Source organism: Psychrobacter glaciei (assembly GCF_014652895.1).
GTDB lineage: Bacteria > Pseudomonadota > Gammaproteobacteria > Pseudomonadales > Moraxellaceae > Psychrobacter > Psychrobacter glaciei.
On record NZ_BMZR01000001.1, the window covers coordinates 594,862 to 618,685 of the forward strand.

The window sequence follows — 23,824 nt, forward strand, 5'->3', positions numbered from 1 at the left end:
TAGTGATTTATATCGACATAAAATAATATAAGAAGGACTTAATATGAGCATAAACAGCGTAGATGCCATCAATGCATTGAATAACTTTTCTGCCGAATCTGATAATGGCATTATCACCGTCACGATTGACCAAAGCAGTCGCAAAATGAATGTCATCGGCGATGGTTTTACCGATACTTTTGCGGTGATGACAGACAGCTTTATTAACGATGCGTCCGCCAAAGGTTTGATTCTGACCTCTGGTAAAGAAACCTTTGTCGTCGGTGCTGATATTGACCAATTGGCCAGTATTAAAACCGCTGAACAAGCCTTTGAGCTGGCCGAAGACCTGAAAGCTAGCTTACGCAAACTAGAGAAATCAGGTAAACCTGTCGTCGCCGCCATAACTGGCACGGCACTTGGCGGTGGTTTGGAGTTGGCATTAGCCTGTCATTATCGTATCACGATTGATTCGCCTAAAACCAAACTGGGTCTACCTGAAGTCAAATTGGGTTTGCTGCCGGGTGGTGGTGGTACTCAGCGTTTACCGCGATTGGTCGGTATTCAATCAGCTTTAGAGCTGATGACCCAAGGTAAAGAGCTGCGTCCAGCTGCTGCTAAAGACATGGGTTTAATCGATGCCACTGCCACTGACAAAGCAGATATGCTCAAGCAGGCGACAGATTGGATAAAAGCCAATCCTACAGCGCAGCAACCGTGGGATAAGAAAGGCTTCAAAATCCCCGGCGGTGATAGTAAGCACCCCAAAGTCGTACCCATATTTTCTATCGCGCCTGCTATGGCCAATCAAAAATCACATGGCAACTATCCTGCGATTACCCATATCATGTCTTGCGTGTTCGAAGGCTGTTTAGTGGATATAGATACAGGACTTGAGCTTGAGTCACGTTACTTCGCTGCTTGTGTGCTGTCTGCTGAATCTAGAAATATGATTAACACGCTATGGACGCAGCTAAACAGCATCAAAAAAGGGCAGTCACGTCCTGATGGTTTTGAGCGGACACAAACCAAAAAAGTCGGTATCTTAGGTGCTGGCATGATGGGTGCAGGTATCGCTTATGTCTCAGCCAAAGCAGGCATAGAAGTGGTACTTCTAGATACCGAAATGGCGGGCGCTGAAAAAGGTAAAGCCTATTCTGCCACCATTTTGGATAAAGCCATCAGCCGTAAACGCTCAACGGAAGAGAAAAAGCAAGCGTTACTCAATCGCATTAAGCCGACAGTGTCTTATGATGATTTGGCAGACTGCGATCTGATTATCGAAGCCGTCTTTGAAAACCGTGAGATTAAAGCCAAGTGTACTGAGCAGTCTGAGGCGGTGATTCCTAACACTGCTGTCTATGCGTCTAATACGTCAACATTGCCTATCACTGGATTGGCAAAAGCCAGCACGCGTCCCAATCAATTTATCGGTCTGCATTTCTTCTCGCCAGTCGACAAGATGCCGTTGGTTGAGATTATCATGGGCGAGCAAACTGACGACAGCACTTTAGCAAAAGCGTTTGATTATGTCGTTCAAATTGGTAAGACACCAATCGTCGTCAATGACAGTCGCGGTTTTTATACGTCGCGCGTATTTGGTACCTATGTGTCAGAAGGTATTGCAATGTTAGGAGAGGGCGTCCATCCGCGCAGTATTGAGGTCGCTGGCATGAAAACAGGTATGCCCATGCCGCCACTGGCATTGCAAGATGAGGTGTCATTAAGTCTGGCTTTGCACGTGAGTGAACAGCAGCAGCTGGATATGCAAGCTGAAGGCAAAACCATCACTGTGCGTCCCTCGTACGAGATACTCAAAACGCTGGTCAATGAGCATGACCGAGAAGGAAAAAAGAACGGCAAAGGTTTTTATGACTATAAAGAAAACGGTGACAAAAAACTATGGCCTGAGTTGACCAATCTTTTTCCCACCAAGGATGAGCAGCCAACTCAGCAGGATATGATTGATCGTCTGATGTTTATTCAAGCCAACGAATCTGCTAAATGCTATCAAGAAAACGTCGTGCGCTCTGTCGCTGATACCAATATCGGCTCAATCTTTGGTTGGGGGTTTGCACCACATCAAGGCGGCACTCTGCAATTTATCAATTCGATGGGTCTAGAGACATTCATTGCACGCAGCCATGAGCTTGCTAGCAAATATGGTGAGCGTTTTGAACCTGCGCAGATTCTTGTGGATATGGCCGAAAAAGGCGAGGAGTTTGTAGATGGCTAATACAATAGCGCATTCTATGGCAGATTGTTTACAGGGGTTGCGAGTGGTCGATTTGACTCGCAACTTGCCAGGGCCTTTTGCTACGCGATTGCTTGCCGATTTGGGCGCAGAAATTATTAAAATTGAGCCCAAAAATGGCGATCCTGCCAGAGCCTTTGGCGAATTGTTTAAGGCATTAAACCATGGTAAAACCACCGAAAAATACGACTTTCGTGATCCCAAAGGTATTGACGCTATCAAAGCGCATCTCAAAGATGCTGATGTGATGTTAGACAGCTTTCGCCCTGATGTGTTAGAGGGCATGGGATTAGATGCCAAAACATTGCATGCGATTAATCCTCAGCTGGTGATGGTATCAATCACTGGTTATGGCGTGGCGAGTGGCAGTACAGCAGATAAAGCGATCACTCATGACTGGGCTAATAAAGCCGGTCACGATATTAATTTTATGGCGATGAGCGGCGTGCTTGATCAGCTAAAGACTGCCACTGGCGAGCAGGCGATGCCTAACGTGCAATTTGCAGATTTGGCAGGCGGCAGTGATACCGCTGTGATTGCATTGCTCGCTGCTGTATTCGCCGCCCAGCGTACCGGCAAAGGTCGTCATATTACCGTCAGTATGACGCACAGCTTGTATCAGCATCTGGTCATGCCAAAGGCAACGGGAGCGCTGGTGAAGAGCTTCTCAGGACAAAAGCCAGCACCGCAGCATGATTTTTTGGGTGGTTTATTACCCTGCTACCGATTGTACAAAACAGCAGACAAGCGTCATATGGCCGTTGGCTCGCTAGAGCTAAAATTTTGGCAAGGATTGTGTGAAGTATTAGATTTGACTGCGCTCAAAAATAGCCATTGGCAACTTGGCGTTATGCCTAACACTTCTGAAAGCCAAGCGGCGGCTAAGACGGTAAGCGATAAATTTGCCAGTCAAACACTTCAGCATTGGCAACAAACTTTTGCGGCAGCAGATGTCTGCGTGACCCCAGTACTGACCCTAGAGGAAGCCCAAGCGCATCCCTTATTTGCACATCAAGATGAGCATGGTGCTACATCCGGCTGGCAGTAAGAGAGGATATTGATTTTATAGCTATAGTCAGAGCACTTTTAAACCGCTACGGTGTTACCCGCCCTAAATGTACTCAGTGTACTATCTGCGGTCGGTCGCCTTGTAGCGATTCTAAAATTCCTTGACTATATCTCATAGCTAGGGCGTGTCATCAATTAGCACATGGATACATTTAGTGGTATTAAAATGGTTAAATTTTAAGCCTCACAATCTAAATGATGACACGCCCTAGCTCTCTCCAAAAAATTAATGACCAATGACCAAGGAAGGTTATGATGAAAAAAATTTGGATAGATCACTATCCGAAAGGCGTCGTGTCTGATATCTCAGCGACAAACCAGTCATTACTAGAACTGTTTGAATGCTCTTTTGCAAAATTTTCTCAACAGGAATTTATCACCAACATGGGTGTCACTTATACCTATGCACAGGTCGATGAAACCTCTAAAGCTATTGCCGCTTGGATTCAAGGACTTAATCTAGAAAAAGGATCGGTGATAGCCATTATGATGCCGAACGTCAATCAATATCTGCCCATCGTCATCGGTGTACTACGGGCAGGAATGGTCATTACCCTCGTTAATCCTTTGTACACGGCACGTGAGTTGAGGCATCAATTGAACGATTCTGACTGTAAAGCGATATTTATTTTGACCCCATTTTGTTTAACCCTCGAAAAAATTGTCCATGACACGGGTGTAAAAACCATTATCTATAGCGATATCGGGGATATGCTGGGCACTGTCAAAGGCAAAATCGTCGACTTGGCTGCCAAATATATTAAAAAAGCAGTCCCGCCACACTCACTTAAATCTAATGCTCAGTATCAAGTACAAAGCTATAAGTCTGTCCTAAAAAAGGGTAGAAACATGAGCTATACCCGACCTGACGCGGATACTAAAGACGTGGCGCTGTTAACGTATACAGGTGGCACGACAGGCAAAGCTAAAGGTATTATCGTCAGTCATCACAACATAGAGATTGCAACCTCGCAGTTTGAGGCATGGTTTCAGCCTGTGTATGCTGATGTGGACGATGATAAGCAAATGAATACCATTGTTGCTTTGCCGCTTTATCATATCTTTGCTTTTGTGGTTGCTATGCTAGGTTTCAGAGTGGGGCAGCACCTGACGCTCATTACCAATCCGCGCGATATTGATGGTTTTATAAAGACTTTAAACTCGCGGCCATTCCATCTTTTACCAGCAGTAAATACGCTATATCAGGCCTTGATGGCACATCCGCAGTTTAAAACGATTGATTTTTCTGAGTTAAAACTCTCTTTGGCTGGGGGCATGGCAGCGACGCCAGAAACCGCCAAAAAATGGCTCGACTCAACCGGTCATCCTATTTTAGAAGGCTGGGGGATGTCAGAAACCATTGGCGTGGGCACGGCCAATCCCTTTACCAACAAAGCGTTCAACGGCAGCATCGGCATGCCGCTACCTGGTGTAGATATTAATATTCGTGATGAGGATGAGACGGTTTTAGAAGTCGGTGAGGTTGGGGAAATATGTATTAAAGGTGACAATGTCATCGCAAGCTACCACAATATCGACAATACTGGGTTCTTCACCGCTGACGGCTATCTAAAGACCGGTGACATCGGGTCTATGGATGAGAAGGGCTACGTAAAAATCTATGATCGCAAAAAAGACATGATTATCGTCAGTGGCTTTAATGTCTATCCTAATGAAGTGGAAAACGTGATCGAGCGACATCCTAAAGTAGCTGAATGTTCCGTCGTTGGTATCGATGATGAGTTACAGGGACAGTCGGTCAAAGTCTTTATCGTTAAAGCGGATGCCAGTCTGACAAAAGATGAAATCATGCAGTTCTGTAAAGAAGATCTGACGGGGTACAAACGTCCCAGACAGATCGAATTTATTGATGAATTACCCAAGTCGACAGTCGGTAAGATATTGCGTCATGAGCTCAGAAAATCGGCTAATAAAACAAAATCGGCTAACAAAGCGTGATTAGCGAATGGCTTATCACATTTGCCAACACTCATCACTGATGCTTTATCCAACACTTTTCCTAAATGTCAGATATTCAGCGCTGATAGCGTCGGCATCTTCGATTTGCGGATAATGTCCCAATGCTGACATTTCTGTGGTATTGGCATGAGGAATCAATTCACGATAACGATGAATCATATGTTGACCTGAGATAGGGTCTTTGGCACCTGCGATCAGTTTAACCGGTACGTTGCTATTGATAATCGCGCCTACCCAGCGTTCACGGTATTGTTGACGTTGAGGGATATAGTCAATCAACTTGTGCATCACTGCTAAACCATTATTGTGTGTTAACAGCTGCCATAATGTGTCGATGACTTCAGGGGTTGGCGGTGTTGCAGGTCCAAATATGTGTTGTAAATTGTCCGCGAATTTTCGCTTGTTAATGAATTTGGATAGCAGAGGCCCTAAGGGCGACAACAACAGTTTTTGAATCAGAATGGGTTTGTGAGTTTCAGGAAATAAGCCACCATTCAAAAAACATACACTGGCAATGTGCCTGTCGCTGCTATCACTACTGTCATCAACTTGTCTCGCCAATAATTCTTGTGCAACCGTATCGCCATAATCATGCGCCAAAATATGATAGTCCTTGACACCAAGACGCTGCAAAACAGTCTCAAAAATATCAGCTTGCTCACTGATTAAGTAGCGCACGTTTTTGGGTTTATCAGACAAGCCAAACCCCAACATATCCAGAGTAATCACATAATAATGCTCAGTGAGCTTATCCCACATACCTTCCCAGTCCCAACTGGCGCTAGGGTAGCCATGAATCAACAGTAAGGCTGGCGTGTCTTTGTCTCCGCCCTGACGGGTAAAAATCTGCTGACCATTAATAGATTCAAGCTGTCCCTGCTGTTGCCATTCGCTCAGTGTTATCATCGAAGGTTACTCCTCAAATGACGGATCAGTGCGGCGGAGTTTTCTTAATAAGGCGGGCCACGCAATGTCACCATTGGCTTCTTTGGTCACTTGCTTGGATGCCGCTTGGATACCAGCCAATATTTGCGGTGATATCAAGGTCAATGTACTGCCGCCGCTTTGTGCCTTGATTTGAACCTCGCAGGCTTTTTGCATGATATACATATATAAAAAAGCATCCGCCACCGTGCTGGCACAAGTGAGTAAGCCATGATTACGTAAAATCATAAAATTGGCCTCGCCAAGGTCAGCGACTAAACGTACTTTTTCTTCAGGGTTTAAGGCGACACCTTCGTAATCGTGATATGCCAAGTTAGATAATGGAAATAAGGATTGCTGTGAGATAGGCAGTAAGCCCTGCTGCTGAGTAGATACAGCGACACCATCGCTGGTATGCAGATGAATCACGCAGTGGGCATCGTTACGGGCTTCATGGACGGCGCTATGAATGGTAAATCCGGCAGGATTGATATCGAATGCTGATGAAGACACTTTTTCACCAGCTTGATTGACTTTGACCAGATTAGAGGCAGTAATCTCTTCGAACAATAAACCGTAGGGGTTAATTAAAAATTCATCCTCAGTATCTGGTACGCGTGCCGAAATATGAGTAAAAACCAAATCATCCCAACCATACGAGGCAATCAATCGATAACAAGCCGCCAGATTGACTCGCATCTGCCATTCTTGTTCGGTTACATGGTCTTTTACATTCGGCGTTGAATTATTGTTCATTAGGTCATCCTTGACTGTTTTTAAGGCGATGAATACATCATTTTTTTCGTAAAGTTTCCTTGAATCTATATCCTAAAATAAATAAAAGCAATTGAATTCTGTATTCAAGATGCCTGAGACTCGCTGATGACATGTTTAAAACAGATATAGTCAGTGAAAAGTAATATCCATACATCACGCACTGCTGATATTAGTTTTTCTTGCTTGCTTGCTTGCTGTGCCTATGCAGATAGAGGCTACAAAAAATTGATATCAGCCGTATCGTAGCATTTTGGGGTATTTTGACTATATTTGAAGGCAATAGGTTTCATTTGGTTTTTTAGCTTGATAGAGAGATGAAACGTTTGTCTCCTATCATTGAGGATTAGTGTTCGCATTGTTATCATAAGCAGGTGAAAGATATTTTCCATACTATTTATCGTGAAAAGCAATAAGTAGTAAGATAATAGTCTTCCAACTCTGAGCACATTGACCTCAATTCAACTGCGAAAAATATCCATGACTTCTTCACTACATCACCTATACTCTTTTCGTCGCTGTCCTTATGCCATGCGCGCCCGACTCGGTATCTTATTTGCTGAGTTGCAGGTAGAGCTGCGAGAGATAGCTCTGAAAAATAAACCATCCCAGATGCTGGCTATTAGTCCGAAAGGCACCGTCCCTGTTTTGCAGCTTGTTGATGGTGTGGTGATTGAAGAGAGTCGCGACATAATGGTGTGGGCGCTTGAGCAGACAGATCCGCAGGGATTACTCAATGCAGCGGTCTTGCATCAAAGTAATACTCTGCTCGATCAAAACGACAATGAGTTTAAGCATTGGCTGGATCGCTATAAATATGCTGACCGTCATATTGAGATGACCCAGACAGAGTATCGACAACGAGGTGAAGAATTTTTACAGGTTTTAGAAGAGCTGTTGACTAAAAACTCATATTTACTGGGGGATAGCCCGACCATTGCCGATATTGGTATCATGCCTTTTGTCCGCCAATTTGCCCATGTGGATCGCGATGTCTTTTATAGCTTACCTTACCCGAATCTACAGCGATGGCTACAACACTGGCTTCAGCAGCCACTTTTTTTGCAAGCCATGACCAAGTTTCCCCTTTGGCAAGAAGAGAGTGATATAGTGGTCTTTCCTTCTTGATACCAAGAGCGTGAATCTTCTGGTTTTCTTAACATTAGGACTTTAATAGACTTATCTGAAAAACTTAGCATATAGCTTCTTATAGCAATAAATTATAGCAATAAATTTTTAGACGATACCTGTTCATTGACTCTCTCTAATAGATTCACAAAGGCTCTCAATGATTTGTGCAAGAGGTTTCATGACTGGAAGTCTTTGTGGGGCGATACGGCTCTACAAAGACTTTTTCTTTTGAAAAATAATAAAGAAAATGTAAAAAGCTGACACAGAATAATAAAAGCCGATTGTTGCTGAATGAGTAAGAATACAAAGCAATAATGCGGTAACCTTAGGATTATGGACGACGTTCGAATTTATATACAAAGGGAGTTGTAAAATGAAAGGAATTACACGTTTTTCGAACAGTTTGATGGAGAGGTATTTACCGGATCCATTTCTGTTTGTCATTATCTTAACTGTCGTCATTTTTGGTATGGGCTTAGGGCTGACGGATTCTTCGCCTGTACAGATGGTGGCATATTGGGGTGAAGGGTTCTGGGCGTTACTCGCGTTTTCAATGCAAATGGTGCTGGTGCTCGTCACTGGTTTTGTCTTGGCAAGCAGCCCAATATTTAAACAAGGGCTTGGCAAGCTTGCCGGTTTTGCACGGTCGCCAGGTAGTGCTATTATTTGGGTAACCTTAGTTTCTCTGGCAGCGAGCTGGATCAACTGGGGATTTGGGTTAGTTATCGGTGCGTTATTCGCCAAAGAATTGGCAAAGCGTGTTGAACATGTTGATTACCGTTTATTGATTGCCAGTGCTTATTCAGGATTTATCATTTGGCATGCTGGATTCTCTGGCTCGATTCCTCTATCGATTGCCACAGAAGGCCATCCTTTCGTTGACAAAATTGGTATTATTCCGACGACTGCGACTATCTTTGCGGGTTATAACTTAATTATCGTTGCTGCGCTGGTCATTATTGTCCCGTTATTAAACCGTTTAATGATGCCAAAAAGAGAAGATACCGTTACCGTAAATCCAAAGGTTTTGGCTGATCCCGTCATTGAAAAGCTTCCGGCAAAATCGGACATGACACCAGCAGAACGTTTAGAAAACAGTTGGATTTTATCGATGGTCATAGGCGCATTGGGGCTTGCCTTTATCGTCTATTATTTTGTACAAAACGGCTTTGCGTTAACGCTCGACTTGGTCAACTTTATGTTCTTGTTCCTTGGCATCATATTCCACGGAACGCCTCGCAAGTATTTGATTGCCGTTCAAGAAGCGGTCAAAGGCGCAGGCGCTATCATCGTTCAGTTTCCGTTTTATGCAGGTATTATGGGCATGATGACAGCATCTGGTTTGGCAGCCGTTATGTCAGAAGCATTCGTTAGCGTTTCGACAGCAGACACACTGCCACTTTTTGCATTCTTAAGTGCTGGATTGGTCAACTTTTTCGTCCCTTCGGGTGGTGGACAATGGGCAGTGCAAGCGCCAATTATGCTGGAAGCTGCGGAAATGCTTGGCAGTGACCCCGCGAAAGTTGCCATGGCCGTCGCATGGGGCGATGCGTGGACAAACATGATTCAGCCATTTTGGGCGTTGCCTGCACTGGCAATCGCTGGACTAAAAGCCAAAGACATCATGGGCTTTTGTGTCATTGTTTTGGTCGTCAGTGGCGTTGTGATTGGGTTAGGGTTGTTGTTTTTATAATTAAAAAATAGCCTTAGCGTGACAGCTTAACGTTTAGACCTTGCCTGATTGATGGGCAAGGTCTTTTTTTATGAAAATAATTCAAGTGGTATATCTATCGCTGCCTATCTAAAATTGTCCAAATAAGCGACAATACTCGCATACATTCTAAGCATATATTGAGAGGTTTATATGCCCTTAGAAGCGCATATAGAAACACATATCGAAACGCATATTATTTTTTAATAGTAGACATCTATTACTGCTAACCCAAATAAAAAGGCAATCCTAAATGACCAATAGTAACCCGTATGATTTTGCACCTTTACAGCCCACAGGTAGAAACGAGACTGATACTGCCAATACCTATGCGCCTGAAGATATGATTAAAATATACGAGCAGCAGTTTTTGATCCCAGTACCTGAAGACAAGCTAACTGAGTTTTTGCCCGCGCTAAAAAGATTTTATGACATCGATAATAATACGCTGGATGTTAGTGCTATTATTTTCGATGCAATCGCAGACTCCTCTATCATTTACAATCATAAAATTAAAGTAGGCGACTATCAAATACTGGGCGGATTGGTAGAGGAAGCGATCGAGTATGATGAAGACAATAAAAATGATGAAGGTGTCGAAGACAAAGAAATCCAAGCCTATACTTTAGAGTGTCAGCGTACTTTTTTTATTAATGATATAGAGATACTTTATCATTTTAATTTATTTATTTATGGCGATGGTTATTCTACTTTAACCAAAAAAGACACTGTGCTAGAAAAAATGTATTGGTTTGTGAGGGGTAGATTTGAAGAGGATTTATTGGACGACTCTGAAGACAATGACAGTTTAGACTCTATTAATAAGCAGCTAGCGAGCTTGGATATTCGGGAAATGGATCTGACGACCATAGATGAGATCGTAAGCTATGTAGAAGACAGCATCATAGATGATGCCATGGTGGACGAGCTTAATAAATTATTGGATGATGCTGAATAGCCTGAAAGATAAGTCTGGTACTTCCGATCAAGTTGGTTATGATTTGTACCAAGACAGTGGTAATCTGGCAAAGTTATATATTCAGAATCATCAATAAGGCACATCGCTATGGAACAAGCACAAAACGCTGTAGAACACAGACCTGTATTCATGCCCAAAGTCAACAGTGACAATTTGGTAAAAACGGATATGGTTAGGTTTGAGCGGCATGTGGGATTTGCAACTAGACAAAAGAAAAAGTCCATCAATGACCTGCAACAAGTCATTCGTAAAAAATATGGATTTAAGCAAGTGTTAGAGCTGTCGAGCAAATCTGGCAATAAGTTAAGTTTTCCACTAAGCCCGTTCAGCTTAAAGATCACTGATGAGCATGATGGCAATCAATACAGTGTCGAAAATGCCTTTCAAGCCAGTATGGTTTTTGAGGACGGTGGGCCTTACCTTGACTTGCTGACAGTACCGCCAAGACAAGCCAGAAAGGACGAGCGATTAACCACCTCAGGAGAACTCACCGGCTATAATTATTTTGGTATGGAGTGGGGTGTAGAGCCGTTAACCGTGTTTTATGATTGGCTGTATGTAAATGCCCTAAAGCAAAATCCTCAGCTGCACGAGGAAGTGATGCAATATCAGGCCTTTACTGACATCACCTTTAATCCCAAAAAATCCATCCATTGCGCAGCTTATGCATTGGCTCTGTTTGTGGCGCTCAATAAACGAGAGTTGCTCGATAATATTGAAGACCCAATAGCATTTTATAATTTATGTGATGAGTTCAAAGTCAGTAATACTGAGCAGCTTTTGGAAGAGGGTTGGGTCTAATGGCTAGACAGAATATGCTTTAGTACGCATAGTCAAAACACCCTAAAAACGCTACGGCACTGCCGATATCAATTTTTCTTGCTTGCTGTGCTTGCGCAGACAGAGGCTACAAAAAATTGATATCAGCAGTGCATGATGTATCGATATTACTTTTCACTGACTATATATAGTTCAAATGTTTAAACACCACTCCCAATCCGCTCAGCCAATGCCTGCAACTTTGGCACTATCATCGCGGCATAGTCATCTGCTTTCCAGTTGGCGCTTGGCACACTGGCATTGAGCGAATAAGCGTATTGTCCTGTCGCGACATCATACACCCCAACAGCGACTGCCAATATGTCAGTAGAAAACTCCCCATCTGACACGGTATAGCCATGCGCCACATAATGCTCTGCCGCGTTGGCTAAGGCAGTTTGTGCGTGGTTATAATCCTCTATAGACAAATGCTCTTTTAGATTGCTACTGATCACAGCCTGTCTCGCTTGCGTACTTGCCGCATAGAAGGCGCGCCCGATAGCAGTACGTGCGACGGGTACGGCTGAGCCAACTTGTAAATTGACCGATAAGCGTGCAGGGCTACGACAGCAGGCGTGATAGCGCATCTCACCTTCGACTTCGGTTGCCAAATTCACCGATACTTCATTGCTACTGGCGAATTGCCGTAATAGTGGCTCAGCATACGAGACCATATCATGGCGACTCCACGCGGTGACGCTTAGCCGTACAGCACTACTGCCCAATTGATACTGTCCGTATTCATTCGTACGTAAAAACCCAAGCGTGGTCAACGTATGGATAAGGCGAGTAACGGTCGCTTTTGGTAGATTTGTCATCTGACACAATTGCTGATGGGTGAGTCGTTCATGATGCTCAAAAGCGGCCAGCAATATCAATCCGCGACCCAGTGCCGTCACAAATTGTCGGTCATTATCCTCCTTGCTTTGGCTCATTATTCCATGCATTCGTCTCAGTAGCGGGGTAGCTGTCGATAAGGGTGTTGTCATTTTATGCTCATCTTTTTTTTATAAAGGTTTACAGCGTGGTTAAATTTTGCTTAAATGGTTTTAAATTATGAAACTAAGTTTCGCACAGCGGAATAACTAAGTCAATGACTTGTTAAACCAATTGATGTATCAATCACTACTCGTCAGTCAGGATGACTGATATCAAGGAGATCCACATGGCAACATCTACCAGCCCACGCTTTGATTGGGAAGATCCTTTTTTATTACGCGACCAGCTCACTGAAGAAGAGCGCATGGTCACGGACAGCGCCCGTCAGTTTTTTCAAAAAGAGCTGATGCCGGGCATCGTTGAAGCCAATCGTAATGAAAATTTCGATCGTAATATCATGCGTCAAATGGGTGAAATGGGCTTACTTGGCGTGACTATCGAAGGTTACGGCTGTGCTGGTTTATCCAGTGTTGCCTATGGTCTGATTGCCAAGGAAGTGGAAGCAGTTGACTCCGGATACCGCTCTGCGATGAGCGTGCAGTCAAGCCTAGTGATGCATCCTATTTGGGCATATGGCACCGAAGAACAAAGAGAGCGTTATTTGCCAAAGCTTGCTTCAGGCGAATATGTCGGTTGCTTCGGTCTGACTGAGCCAGATTCGGGTTCTGATCCGTCATCGATGTCTACTCGTGCGCGCGCAGTCGATGGCGGTTATGAGTTGACGGGTAATAAAATGTGGATTACCAACAGTCCTATCGCTGATGTATTTGTCGTTTGGGCAAAAGATAATGCTGGCGAGATTCGTGGTTTTGTTTTAGACAAAGGTATGAAAGGTCTGTCAGCGCCGAAGATTGAAGGCAAATTCTCATTACGTGCCTCAGTCACGGGCGAGATTGTCATGGACAAAGTATTCGTCCCTGAGGCCAATGCTTTCCCAGATATTCGTGGTCTAAAAGGGCCATTTGGCTGCTTAAATAAAGCCCGTTATGGTATCGCTTGGGGTTCAATGGGTGCCGCTGAGTTCTGCTGGAAAGCGGCTCGTCAATACACGCTAGATCGTAAGCAGTTTGGTCGTCCATTGGCAGCAACGCAGCTGGTACAGTTGAAGCTGGCCAATATGCAGACTGAAATTACCTTAGGTCTACAAGCCGCGCTACGTGTTGGTCGTTTGATGGATGAAGACAACGCAGCGCCTGAGATGATTTCACTCATTAAGCGTAATAACTGCGGCAAGGCGCTTGATATCGCTCGTATCGCTCGTGATATGCATGGCGGTAACGGTATCTCTGATGAGTTCCATATCATTCGTCATGTGATGAACTTGGAAGCTGTCAATACTTACGAGGGTACACATGACATCCATGCGCTTATCCTAGGCCGTGCACAGACAGGTATTCAAGCATTCTTTTAAACTGATTTTAAGTTAAAAGTGTTTGGTACACCTGTATTTTATTACGTACGTTATTGTTTTGCTTTTTACGAAGCATTTATAGGCAGTAGCGTACGTTTTTCAGTTGTTCTTCATGATTTAACCGTTAAGCAGCTAAATGATGAAGAACAATTTTATGATCAAAAAATCAAAGAACACACGACACAATAAGGGATGATTATGACTGATATGGCTAATATGCCAGAGGGCGCATTGCATGGTATTAAGGTGCTCGATTTATCGAGAGTGTTGGCAGGGCCTTCTTGTACGCAAGTGTTAGCTGATCTTGGTGCCGAAGTTATCAAAGTTGAGCGTCCTCATATCGGTGATGAAACGCGCCACTGGGCACCGCCAACATTCAGCGATGATACGTCCGCTTACTACGCCACTATTAACCGCAATAAAAAATCTCTTACGGTAGATATTACCACGCCAGCAGGGCAGACCATCATTAAGCAACTGATCGCTGACAGTGATATCTTGGTCGAGAATTTTAAAGTCGGCGGTCTGAAAAAATACGGCTTGGATTACGACAGTCTCAAACAAGACCATCCACGTCTGATTTATGCGTCATTGACGGGTTTTGGGCAGACAGGACCAGATGCCAAACGCCCCGGTTACGACTATATTGTCCAAGGATTATCAGGGCTAATGAGCATTACAGGTCCGAGTGATGGCGAACCGCATAAGGTTGGTGTCGCAGTTGTCGATTTGTTTGCAGGCTTACAGCTGACGATTGGTATTCAAGCAGCTTTGATTGCTCGTGAGACTACTGGGTTCGGGCAACAGGTAGACGTTGCACTTTTAGATAGTGCGCTGGCGATGTTAGCTAACGTCGGTATGAATCATTTGGCCTCAGATAAGATACCACCGAGATTGGGTAATCAGCATCCCAATATCGTGCCTTATCAAGTGTTTGCTGGTCAGGGTGAAGCACATTTTATCTTAGCGTGTGGTAATGACAGCCAGTTTGCCAAGTTGTGTGAGGTATTAAAAGTCGATTGGCATACTGACAGCCGTTTTGCGACCAATCCACAACGCGTTGCCAATCGTACGCTGCTATGTGATGAGCTGGTTAATAAGTTTTCTGAGCAGCCACGCACCTATTGGCTAGAGGTTTTAGATCAAGCAGGCATTCCATGCGGTGCGATTCATAACGTAGCTGAAGCGTTAGCCATGCCGCAAGCACTGGCACGTGAGATGATAGTTGATTTCACCGCGCAAGGCAGTCCAGTACGCGCACTGGGCAATCCTATCAAACTATCCGCATCACCTGTCAGCTATCGTACGCCACCACCCCAGTTGAGCGAGCATACCGATAGCACGCTTGCTGATTTAGGCTACGACAGTGAGATGATTGCTAAGCTTAAAGCGGATGGGATTGTTTAGGGCATATCCTCAATTTAAATGGCATCGACTAAATACCAAGTTAGCTTTTTGATTTTTTGCTCAAAAAGCTAAGCCAAATGCTCCGTCTTAAAACCCAAACGCTGCTCAATTTGTTCAGCCAATTCAATCAGCACAGCACTCACCTCAGCATACTTAGACTCGTATTCTGCCTGCAAAAAGCTAACCGCCATACCTGCAACGGCATTGCCTGAAGCATTGCGGATATAAGTGCCCAAACAGTACATACCTTCGCGTAATTGCCCGTCATCGAGTGAAATACGACTCTCATGAATGGCGCTTAGCTCAGCAGATAAGCTTACAAAGTTATCGACACCATTTGGTGTGAGCGGCTGAGGAAAGATGCCTTCGTACAAGGACTCGATGGTTTGCATTGAGAGCGTAGACAACAGCGCTTTACCAGTCGCTGAAAATACTGCCGGTACGCGCACACCAGCGCGGAAGGTAAAACCAAGTGGGGCAGGCGTTTCGTGACAAGCTAAAAAAACAACTTCGCCCAAGTCCAATTTAGACAAGGTTACAGTATGTTGTAGCAAGACAGGGTGTTGGACGATGAGGTCTTTAAATAACTGTATGACACCTTGCTGCTGCTCATACTTGCCAGCCCAATACATCAAGTAGGAGCCTAAGTGAAAGCGGCTGTCACTATCTTTATAGATGACATGCTTGCCCAATAAGCTTTGCAATATATTGTGGGTTGAGCTACGCGGCAGTTTTAATTGCTTGGCGATATGAGCGGCAGTCAAGGGTTGTTGACTTGCCGTAATTAAATCTAAGATTTGAAAAGTTTTGTCCAATGCTGGAACGGCTGTTGTGCTCATAAGTTGCCTATCAGAAAGTAAAAATAGAAATAGTGAAGATAATATTCAAAATAATCTTAATAAAGGTTGCAAAGAGTGGTGCATCATTCTTATAATGATGTCTCATATATAGAATTAACGTTCAGTATATTGAACAAATTACAGATGAGCAATAATTATTACTGACTGACCGTTTGATTTTATTCTCTTGTAATGAGCTATTCAACAATGGATGGTGTTGCCGTATTTTTAAAATGGCATCGTTTTTAGCTGCCACTTTAAATCGCCACATTGTTCAATAGCTTACCCATAATAAATAAATGTGCAAATCACGACCAACATGGAGTGTTACGATGCCAAAAAATACGCTAACCCTATCAAATCCAGATTTACTCAAACAATCCTGCTTTATTAAAGACGGCTGGCATGCTGCTAGTGATGACGCTGTGCTTGATGTAAACAATCCTTTTAACGGCGACCTCATTGGCACTGTACCAAGCCTCACCGCAGAAGATGTCAACGAAGCCGTTACTTATGCTCATGACGTTCAAGCAGACTGGGCAGCAAAAACCGCCAAAGAGCGTGCAGAGTTATTGCAAAAGTGGGCTGATCTGATCGATGCCAATAAAGAAGACTTGGCCATCATCATGACCGCTGAGCAAGGTAAGCCGCTGACTGAATCACGTGGTGAAGTAGGTTATGCCAATAGCTTTATCCGCTGGTTTGCCGAAGAAGGCAAGCGCGTCTATGGTGATGTGATTCCTGCTAATAGCACACAGCTACGTCACGTCGTCCTTAAGCAGCCAGTCGGTGTTTGTGCCGCTATCACGCCTTGGAACTTCCCAGCGGCGATGATCACGCGCAAAGTTGCTCCTGCACTAGCAGCAGGCTGTACGATTATCGTCAAACCTGCTACTGAGACACCATATTCTGCATTGGCGCTAGGCGTATTAGCTGAGCAAGCGGGTATTCCAGCTGGCGTCATTCAAGTTGTCACTGGCAAATCTTCGGTCATTGGTGAGATCTTAACGGGTGATGCCCGCATTCATAAATTGTCATTTACAGGCTCTACAGAAGTAGGCCGTACGCTGATGGCACAATGTGCGCCGACTATCAAAAAGCTATCGTTAGAGTTAGGTGGCAACGCGCCATTTATCGTCTTTGATGATGCCGATCTCGAAAAAGCTGCTACCGGCTTAATCGCTTCTAAATATCGCAATGCTGGTCAGACCTGTGTCTGCGCCAACCGCGTATACGTGCAAGACAGCATCAAAGATAAATTTTTAGACGTCTTTGTCAAAAAAGTCGCTGAGTTGAAGGTGGGTAACGGTTTAGAAGAAGGCGTCGATATCGGCCCTCTTATCAATAAAAAAGCGTTAGATAAAGTACAAGCCTTGCTCAAAGATGCATTAGATAAAGGGGCAAAACTGGTCACTGGCGGTAGTGTCAACGCCGCTTCAGAACTGACTTATAACCCAACGGTTATTACAGATATTAGCAGTGATATGGACATCGCCTCTGAAGAAATTTTTGGACCGATTGCGACCATTTTTACCTTTAAAGACGAAGCAGAAGTTATCCGTGCTGCTAACGATACTATTTATGGCTTGGCTGCTTACTTTTACAGTAGCGACTATGCACGCTCATGGCGCGTTACCGAAGGTCTGGAGTACGGCATCATCGGTCACAATACTGGTTTGATTTCTACCGAAGTTGCCCCATTTGGCGGCGTGAAGCAGTCTGGATTTGGCCGCGAAGGTTCAAAATACGGTATCGAAGACTATGTCACGACCAAATACTGGTGTTCTGATATCAGCTAATAACATTGGGATGTTTTTGGTGCTTTGAGAGAAGTGCTCTTTGATATCCCTCGTATATTTATTAAATCGCCCATCATTACAAACCGCCAATCACTAGATGGCACTTATGTTACGAACAAAGAAAAGGACATTTCTATGACGACTACCAATCAATCATTACTTGAGCGCCGCAAAGCTGTTTTACCAACAGGGTTGGGTGTTGCCTTTCCTATCTTTGCAGAAAGAGCAAAGAACTCAGAAGTTTGGGACGTGGAAGGCAATCGTTATATCGATTTTGTTGGTGGTATTTCAGTATTGAACACCGGTCACAGCCATCCAAAAATCACCCAGCGTGTCCATGAGCAGCTCGACAAATTTACCCATACTGCTGCACAAATGATTAACTATGAATGCTATGTTGATTTGGCTGAAAAGCTGTGTGAAAAAGCCCCTATCAGCGGTGATACCAAAGCTTTCTTTTTGACCACTGGCGCAGAAGCGGTTGAAAACTGCATCAAGATTGCTCGTGCTAAAACCCGTCGTCCAGGCATCATCTCTTTCGTTGGTGGTTGGCATGGTCGCACCATGATGTGTATGAGCTTGACTGGTAAAGTCTTGCCATACAAAAAGAACTTTGGCCCGATGCCAGGTCCTGTGTTTCATGCGTTGTTTCCAGCAGAAGAGTTGAACGTCACCGAAGCGCAAGCATTGCATAGTCTTGAGATGATTTTTCAAGCAGATATCGACCCTAGTGAAGTGGCTGCGATGATTATCGAGCCAGTACAAGGTGAGGGTGGTTTCCATCAAGTGACACCATCATTTGCCAAATCTTTGCGTGATATCTGTGACGAGCATGGCATCGTCTTGATTTTTGATGAAGTACAGTGTGGTTTTGCCCGTACGGGTACGTTGTTTGCCACTGAGCAATTAGGCGTTGAGCCTGATTTGATGACTGCTGCTAAAAGCTTGGCAGGCGGATATCCTATCTCTGCGGTCATCGGCCGTGCTGACATCATGGATGCTCCGCAAGTAGGCGGCTTGGGCGGTACTTATTCTGGCAATCCACTTGCTTGTGTGGCAGCGCTTGCGGTCATGGAAGTCATCGAAGAAGAAAACTTGCTTGAGCGTAGCATTGAGATTGGTGACAAAATCGAAGCTTTCTTAAAGGACTTGAACCTAAGCAGTATCGGTCATATTCGTCATAAAGGTGCAATGCTAGCGTTTGAATTGATCGATAGCGAAGGCAAGCCTGATGCCGCAGCCGCAAACAATCTGAAAGCAAAATCATTCGAGCAAGGTTTGCTACTAGCGTCTTGTGGTATGTATGGTAATGCCATTCGTGTGATGGTGCCACTGACGGTCGAAGATGAAGTGCTACAAGAGGGTCTTGATATCATTAAAGGCATCTTAACGGCTTAATAAGTATCGAGCCAATAGTTGATAGAGCAGCAAGATTGCCCCTATGGCACTCGCTTTGAGTACATTTTTTACAACGGCGCCTTGCAAGTCAAGACGCCGTTGCTGTTTGTACTATTTGAATATCGAACAAGTAGTACGTAACAGCTTGGATCAAAAGGTATATATGATAATTATGATGGGTGCTATCCCACTAAACAAAACATAGTGTGGCCGTAAAGGGTTAACACGGATGACACACAGACAAGGAGCAAGTTATGTCTGAATTAAAAAAAACGTTAGGGACGCTAGATATTATCGCCTTAGCATTTGGTGCTATGGTTGGCTGGGGCTGGGTGGTTTTAGCTGGCGGCTGGATTTTATCTGCCGGTACGTGGGGCGCAATGCTGGCGTTCTTTATCGGTGGTTTGGCAGTGATACTGATTGGTGTGACTTATGCTGAGCTGGCGGCCTCCATGCCGATTACGGGCGGTGAGCATACTTATACCCATCGAGCGCTTGGGGTAAATGTGTCCTTTATTTGCTCATGGAGTATTTTATTCGGGTATTTCTCAGTGGTCGCCTTTGAGGCGGTTGCCTTGCCGACAGTCGTAGAATATTTTATCCCCAATTATAATCAAGGCTATCTCTGGACGATTGCAGGTTGGGACGTCTATGCTACTTGGGTAGGCGTCGGGATGTTGGGTTCAATCATTGTGACTTGGCTCAATATTCGTGGTATGGAAGTCAGTGCGTGGTTCCAAAAAACGGCGGTATTGGGCATTTTATTCGTTGGTACGTTACTGTTCATCGGTGCCGTCTTATTCAATCCTGAGAGTTCAAATTCTATACAAGCGCCAGCCTTTATTGGCGGTGCCGCAGGGGTCATGGCTGTTATCGTGATGGTACCCTTTATGTTTGTGGGCTTTGATGTCATTCCACAAGCAGCAGAAGAGATTGATTTGACTCGTCCTAATATTGGCAAGTTTTTGATTCTCTCTATCGTTGTTGCGGTGATGTGGTATGTGGGTATCGCTTGGAGTGTGGGCACGACTTTACCACTGGTACAAGCAGAAAACTCAACCCTCGCTACTGCTGATGCGATGACCAATGCGTGGCAAGGAAAATGGGCAGGTATCTTGTTGGTTATTGGCGGTGTACTGGGTATCTTGTCAAGCTGGAATGCTTTCTTGATCGGTGGTAGTCGTCTGCTTTATGCCATGTCAAAAGCACGTATGTTGCCAGCCTTCTTAAGCAAGCTGCATCCAAAATATAATACGCCATCAAATGCAATCTTATTAATTGGTGGTTTAGCGACACTAGCGCCATTGTTCGGTCGTAAAATGCTGGTGTGGATCGTAGATGCAGGTGGTTTTGGTATCGTTATTGCTTATACCTGTGTGGCGATATCATTCTTAGTTCTACGCTACCGCGAGCCTGATATGGTACGTCCATTCAAAATACCCGCAGGCAAGCTTGTCGGTATGGTCACGATTGCGCTCAGCATTGGTATGTTGATGTTGTATATGCCAGGTATGCCATCGGCACTAACCGCCATTGAGTGGTGGATTTTCTTTGGTTGGACTGTTTTAGGTATTGCATTATATGGCTATGCAAGAGTGAAATATCCAGGCATTAGTGAGTCGATTATGGCAGAAGAGCTGCGTGAATTAAAAATCGTCAATCAATTGTGGTTAAAAGATAACCCACCTAAGCGCTAATTTTTTCGATAAGATATTTTTTCATCAATGATCACTCAACAAAAAGCCTAACATTAAATGTTAGGCTTTTTGTTTATCTAAGAAAAACGCTATCGATTACGATTTATCACGAATCAACTTATAGTTTAAAAATTCAGTGATACCAAGGGTACCAAGCTCGCGACCAAATCCAGAGCGTTTAACGCCGCCGAATGGGGTATTGGCCTCACTACCAGAAGGCGCGTTGATAGTCACCATACCGACATCTAATTGCTCAGCAATCTCTGCTGCCAATGCTGCGTCCTGAGTTTGAATGGAAGCACCTAGACCAAATGGTACGTCATTGGCAATTTTGATAGCATGCGCAATGTCATTCGCTTTGTAGATAACGGCGACAGGACCGAATAGTTCCTGACGATAGACATCCATTGAGTCATCAACATCTGCCAATACCGCAGGGGCAAACCAAGCACCTGGCTTGTCTTTAACGATGCCACCCTCGACTAATACCGTTGCGCCGGCTTTGACAGCACTGTCTAACTGCTCTTGCAAATTGTTTGCTGCCGCCTTCGAAGACATCGGGCCAATGAAAGTATCTTCATTTTGTGGATCAGCTAGGGTCATGCCACGTACGGCGTCGGTAAAGCCTTTAACAAACTGGTCGTACACGCTTTCGACGATGATTAAGCGTTTAGCAGCATTACAAGCCTGTCCAGTGTTACCAAAACGACCTACGATTGCACCTTGTACGGCCTGCTCGATGTCAGCATCCGCCGCAACGATAAAGGCATCAGAGCCACCAAGCTCTAAAACGACCTTTTTGAGGGCGCCACCAGCTACTTTTGCAACCGCTTGTCCTGCACGTTCAGAACCTGTCAACGAGACGCCTTGCACTCTGGTGTCTTCAATAATAGTCGCTGCTTGATCGTTGGTAGCGAAGACATTGTTATACACACCACTAGGTAAGCCGGCGTCTTTTAGAATATCAACGATAACTTCTGCGGTGTTAGGGCACTGCGGCGCATGTTTTAGGATAATGGTGTTACCTGCCATCACGTTTGGTGCCACAAAACGAGCTACCTGATAATGCGGGTAGTTCCATGGCATGATGCCAAGTAAAACGCCAACTGGGAGCTTTTCTACTGAGGCAGAACCTTGATCCACATCAATGGTATTTGGTGCTAATAGTTGCTCACCGTTATCTGCATAATAGCGATAAATTTGAGCAACCAGTTGGAGCTCACCCTTTGCTTGTGCGAGAGGCTTGCCCATTTCGTTGGCAACGATACGTGCTAGCTCATCTTGGCGCTCAATATAGATGTCAGCTATTTTATTTAATAATGCACTACGTTCGCTAAGCGAGGTCTTTTGCCAGTCTTGATAAGCATTATTTGCTTGCTCAATAGCGTTTTGGATATCTTGTTCAGTGGCGGTAGGGTAAGTGGCTTCTACTTCACCAGTGGCTGGGTTATTGACTTGATAATCGCTCATAGTTATGTCCTTTTTTAAAATATTATTGGGTTCAAAATCCATTTGGGTCTATATTTTTATGCGGCTGCTTTTAGTTAATACTTTTAGTTGCTGCTTTTAATTGATGATTTTGGTTGCTGCTGCGTAATGCAATGAATATTGCCGCCACCAAACACAATCTCTTTCGTTCGTACTCCCACTACCTGATGTTGAGGAAAGACTTTTTCAAGCTGCTCGATGGCGAGTGCATCATTTATATCATCATATTGCGGTACGATGACAGCGTCATTACAAATTAAAAAGTTGGCATATGAAGCGATACAAACATCACCAGTATGACGCGCCTTGGCATCATCAGATTGTTCAATATCATAATGTTCAGGCAAGGTGACAGAGTTTTTTGTACAGCATAGCTTATGGACTTTTAAACGTCTGCCTTTTGCATCAGTCATCTTTGAGAGCTGCTCATAGGCTTTTTGTGTTGGTTCATAAAACGGATGCTTAGGGTCGTCAGTAAACAAGCAAACCACTTCACTAGGGCGCGCAAAGCAAGTGATATCGTCAATGTGACCTGTAGTCTCATCAGGATCAATACCGTCATCAATCCACAGCACTTTTTGCACATTAAGATAGGCTTTTAGCTTGTCTTCAATTTGAGCTTCGGTTAGGTGCGGGTTACGCCCTGGGCTTAGCAGACACATGCGCGTAGTCAGAACAGTGCCTTCACCATCGACGTGAAATGCGCCGCCTTCCATAACAAAGTCATCCGTTCGATAGCGTTTGATATCTAGATGGTCACATAAGCGTTCAGCCAGCTTATCATCGTCATCCCACGGCGAATATAGTCCGTCATAGTCGCCGCCCCATGCATTGAATGTCCAATCACAAGCGCGTAGCTCACCTGCTTCATTGATTAAAAATGTCGGGACAGTATCACGCGCCCAAGCATCATTGCTGGGCATCGATATGACGTCGATATCAGCAGGTAAACTGTCACGGCATGATTGATAATCATCAGGATTGACCAGTACACCAACTTCACAAAATCTGTTAATTGCCAGTGCAACATCAGCATAAGCTTTCTGAGCAGGAATGGCTTGCTGTCGCCAGTTATCAGCACGGTAAGGCCATACCATCCATATTTTTTGTATCGGCTCAAATTCTGCTGGCATGTAAAAGCCGTCTTGTTGTGGTGTTGAGCCAGTGATTAATCGGTTCGGTAATAATGACATATAGAGCACCTTATTTGACGATAGCGCGAGTGAG

18 protein-coding genes are annotated in these 23,824 nt (G+C 44.5%); 12 read left to right on the forward strand and 6 right to left on the reverse strand.

Annotated features, from left to right (window positions below):
- The first annotated feature begins 43 nt into the window (after positions 1–43).
- The 3 genes from IE130_RS02525 (at position 44) to IE130_RS02535 (ending at position 5,260) form a co-directional block, all read left to right on the forward strand.
- Positions 44–2,215, forward strand: a complete 2,172-nt coding sequence (locus tag IE130_RS02525) for a 3-hydroxyacyl-CoA dehydrogenase NAD-binding domain-containing protein (RefSeq protein WP_189581230.1) — start codon at positions 44–46, stop codon at positions 2,213–2,215.
- Positions 2,208–3,281: a CaiB/BaiF CoA transferase family protein gene (locus IE130_RS02530; RefSeq protein WP_189581233.1), complete on the forward strand. Its 1,074-nt coding sequence runs from the start codon at positions 2,208–2,210 to the stop codon at positions 3,279–3,281. The genes IE130_RS02525 and IE130_RS02530 overlap by 8 nt, the downstream gene beginning before the upstream one ends.
- Before the next feature lie 272 nt (positions 3,282–3,553).
- Positions 3,554–5,260: an AMP-binding protein gene (locus tag IE130_RS02535; RefSeq protein ID WP_227676107.1), complete on the forward strand. Its 1,707-nt coding sequence runs from the start codon at positions 3,554–3,556 to the stop codon at positions 5,258–5,260.
- A 45-nt stretch (positions 5,261–5,305) separates the two neighbouring features.
- On the opposite strand, the gene IE130_RS02540 is transcribed toward IE130_RS02535, so the two are convergent.
- Positions 5,306–6,187, reverse strand: a complete 882-nt coding sequence (locus tag IE130_RS02540; RefSeq protein ID WP_189581236.1) for an alpha/beta fold hydrolase — start codon at positions 6,185–6,187, stop codon at positions 5,306–5,308.
- Between the two features lie 6 nt (positions 6,188–6,193).
- Positions 6,194–6,961: a class II aldolase/adducin family protein gene (locus IE130_RS02545; RefSeq protein ID WP_189581239.1), complete on the reverse strand. Its 768-nt coding sequence runs from the start codon at positions 6,959–6,961 to the stop codon at positions 6,194–6,196.
- A 498-nt stretch (positions 6,962–7,459) separates the two neighbouring features.
- Between IE130_RS02545 and IE130_RS02550 the strand changes: the two genes are divergently transcribed.
- The 4 genes from IE130_RS02550 to IE130_RS02565 all read left to right on the forward strand — a co-directional run bounded on the left by IE130_RS02550 (position 7,460) and on the right by IE130_RS02565 (position 11,601).
- Positions 7,460–8,107, forward strand: coding sequence for a glutathione S-transferase (locus tag IE130_RS02550; RefSeq protein ID WP_189581241.1), 648 nt, complete (start codon positions 7,460–7,462; stop codon positions 8,105–8,107).
- A 376-nt stretch (positions 8,108–8,483) separates the two neighbouring features.
- Positions 8,484–9,803 carry a short-chain fatty acid transporter gene (locus IE130_RS02555; protein ID WP_189581244.1) on the forward strand — a complete coding sequence of 440 codons (1,320 nt, stop codon included), beginning with the start codon at positions 8,484–8,486 and terminating at the stop codon, positions 9,801–9,803.
- Between the two features lie 271 nt (positions 9,804–10,074).
- On the forward strand, positions 10,075–10,779 hold the full coding sequence (locus tag IE130_RS02560) for a hypothetical protein (RefSeq protein ID WP_189581247.1): 705 nt from the start codon (positions 10,075–10,077) through the stop codon (positions 10,777–10,779).
- Between the two features lie 108 nt (positions 10,780–10,887).
- The gene (locus tag IE130_RS02565) at positions 10,888–11,601 is read left to right on the forward strand and encodes a DarT1-associated NADAR antitoxin family protein (protein ID WP_189581250.1); all 714 of its coding nucleotides are present in this window, start codon (positions 10,888–10,890) and stop codon (positions 11,599–11,601) included.
- A 179-nt stretch (positions 11,602–11,780) separates the two neighbouring features.
- Here the strand turns inward: IE130_RS02565 and IE130_RS02570 are convergent, their stop codons facing one another.
- Entirely contained in the window at positions 11,781–12,554 is a 774-nt protein-coding gene (locus IE130_RS02570; RefSeq protein ID WP_227676108.1) for an IclR family transcriptional regulator, read from the reverse strand.
- A gap of 230 nt (positions 12,555–12,784) precedes the next feature.
- Here IE130_RS02570 and IE130_RS02575 point away from each other — a divergent pair, with 230 nt between their 5' ends.
- A complete protein-coding gene (locus IE130_RS02575) occupies positions 12,785–13,969 on the forward strand; it encodes an acyl-CoA dehydrogenase (protein WP_189581253.1) in 1,185 nt (394 codons plus the stop codon).
- Positions 13,970–14,167: 198 nt separating this feature from the next.
- On the forward strand, positions 14,168–15,376 hold the full coding sequence (locus IE130_RS02580; protein WP_189581256.1) for a CaiB/BaiF CoA transferase family protein: 1,209 nt from the start codon (positions 14,168–14,170) through the stop codon (positions 15,374–15,376).
- A 68-nt stretch (positions 15,377–15,444) separates the two neighbouring features.
- Here the strand turns inward: IE130_RS02580 and IE130_RS02585 are convergent, their stop codons facing one another.
- A complete protein-coding gene (locus tag IE130_RS02585; RefSeq protein ID WP_189581259.1) occupies positions 15,445–16,215 on the reverse strand; it encodes an IclR family transcriptional regulator in 771 nt (256 codons plus the stop codon).
- A 332-nt stretch (positions 16,216–16,547) separates the two neighbouring features.
- Between IE130_RS02585 and IE130_RS02590 the strand changes: the two genes are divergently transcribed.
- From IE130_RS02590 to IE130_RS02600, 3 genes are all read left to right on the forward strand, one after another.
- Positions 16,548–18,014, forward strand: coding sequence for an NAD-dependent succinate-semialdehyde dehydrogenase (locus tag IE130_RS02590; protein ID WP_189581261.1), 1,467 nt, complete (start codon positions 16,548–16,550; stop codon positions 18,012–18,014).
- Between the two features lie 135 nt (positions 18,015–18,149).
- Positions 18,150–19,412 (forward strand): 4-aminobutyrate--2-oxoglutarate transaminase, encoded by a 1,263-nt coding sequence (gabT, locus tag IE130_RS02595; protein ID WP_189581264.1) that lies wholly within the window; start codon positions 18,150–18,152, stop codon positions 19,410–19,412.
- Between the two features lie 254 nt (positions 19,413–19,666).
- Positions 19,667–21,109, forward strand: a complete 1,443-nt coding sequence (locus IE130_RS02600; RefSeq protein WP_010198643.1) for an APC family permease — start codon at positions 19,667–19,669, stop codon at positions 21,107–21,109.
- Between the two features lie 96 nt (positions 21,110–21,205).
- Here the strand turns inward: IE130_RS02600 and IE130_RS02605 are convergent, their stop codons facing one another.
- Entirely contained in the window at positions 21,206–22,579 is a 1,374-nt protein-coding gene (locus IE130_RS02605) for an NAD-dependent succinate-semialdehyde dehydrogenase (RefSeq protein ID WP_149408753.1), read from the reverse strand.
- 83 nt (positions 22,580–22,662) lie between these two features.
- Positions 22,663–23,790 (reverse strand): agmatine deiminase, encoded by a 1,128-nt coding sequence (gene aguA / locus IE130_RS02610; protein ID WP_189581267.1) that lies wholly within the window; start codon positions 23,788–23,790, stop codon positions 22,663–22,665.
- Positions 23,791–23,824: the final 34 nt, after the last annotated feature.

What these genes read in the sequence shown, in the direction of transcription:
- IE130_RS02525 (WP_189581230.1), top strand. Translation starts at nt 44, where the DNA reads ATGAGCATAAACAGCGTAGATGCCATCAATGCATTGAATAACTTTTCT.
- IE130_RS02550 (WP_189581241.1), top strand. Translation starts at nt 7,460, where the DNA reads ATGACTTCTTCACTACATCACCTATACTCTTTTCGTCGCTGTCCTTAT.
- IE130_RS02545 (WP_189581239.1), bottom strand. Translation starts at nt 6,961, where the DNA reads ATGAACAATAATTCAACGCCGAATGTAAAAGACCATGTAACCGAACAA.
- IE130_RS02600 (WP_010198643.1), top strand. Translation starts at nt 19,667, where the DNA reads ATGTCTGAATTAAAAAAAACGTTAGGGACGCTAGATATTATCGCCTTA.
- IE130_RS02605 (WP_149408753.1), bottom strand. Translation starts at nt 22,579, where the DNA reads ATGAGCGATTATCAAGTCAATAACCCAGCCACTGGTGAAGTAGAAGCC.
- IE130_RS02540 (WP_189581236.1), bottom strand. Translation starts at nt 6,187, where the DNA reads ATGATAACACTGAGCGAATGGCAACAGCAGGGACAGCTTGAATCTATT.
- IE130_RS02535 (WP_227676107.1), top strand. Translation starts at nt 3,554, where the DNA reads ATGATGAAAAAAATTTGGATAGATCACTATCCGAAAGGCGTCGTGTCT.
- IE130_RS02565 (WP_189581250.1), top strand. Translation starts at nt 10,888, where the DNA reads ATGGAACAAGCACAAAACGCTGTAGAACACAGACCTGTATTCATGCCC.
- IE130_RS02575 (WP_189581253.1), top strand. Translation starts at nt 12,785, where the DNA reads ATGGCAACATCTACCAGCCCACGCTTTGATTGGGAAGATCCTTTTTTA.
- IE130_RS02580 (WP_189581256.1), top strand. Translation starts at nt 14,168, where the DNA reads ATGACTGATATGGCTAATATGCCAGAGGGCGCATTGCATGGTATTAAG.
- gabT (WP_189581264.1), top strand. Translation starts at nt 18,150, where the DNA reads ATGACGACTACCAATCAATCATTACTTGAGCGCCGCAAAGCTGTTTTA.
- IE130_RS02590 (WP_189581261.1), top strand. Translation starts at nt 16,548, where the DNA reads ATGCCAAAAAATACGCTAACCCTATCAAATCCAGATTTACTCAAACAA.
- IE130_RS02555 (WP_189581244.1), top strand. Translation starts at nt 8,484, where the DNA reads ATGAAAGGAATTACACGTTTTTCGAACAGTTTGATGGAGAGGTATTTA.
- aguA (WP_189581267.1), bottom strand. Translation starts at nt 23,790, where the DNA reads ATGTCATTATTACCGAACCGATTAATCACTGGCTCAACACCACAACAA.
- IE130_RS02585 (WP_189581259.1), bottom strand. Translation starts at nt 16,215, where the DNA reads ATGAGCACAACAGCCGTTCCAGCATTGGACAAAACTTTTCAAATCTTA.
- IE130_RS02530 (WP_189581233.1), top strand. Translation starts at nt 2,208, where the DNA reads ATGGCTAATACAATAGCGCATTCTATGGCAGATTGTTTACAGGGGTTG.
- IE130_RS02560 (WP_189581247.1), top strand. Translation starts at nt 10,075, where the DNA reads ATGACCAATAGTAACCCGTATGATTTTGCACCTTTACAGCCCACAGGT.
- IE130_RS02570 (WP_227676108.1), bottom strand. Translation starts at nt 12,554, where the DNA reads ATGAGCCAAAGCAAGGAGGATAATGACCGACAATTTGTGACGGCACTG.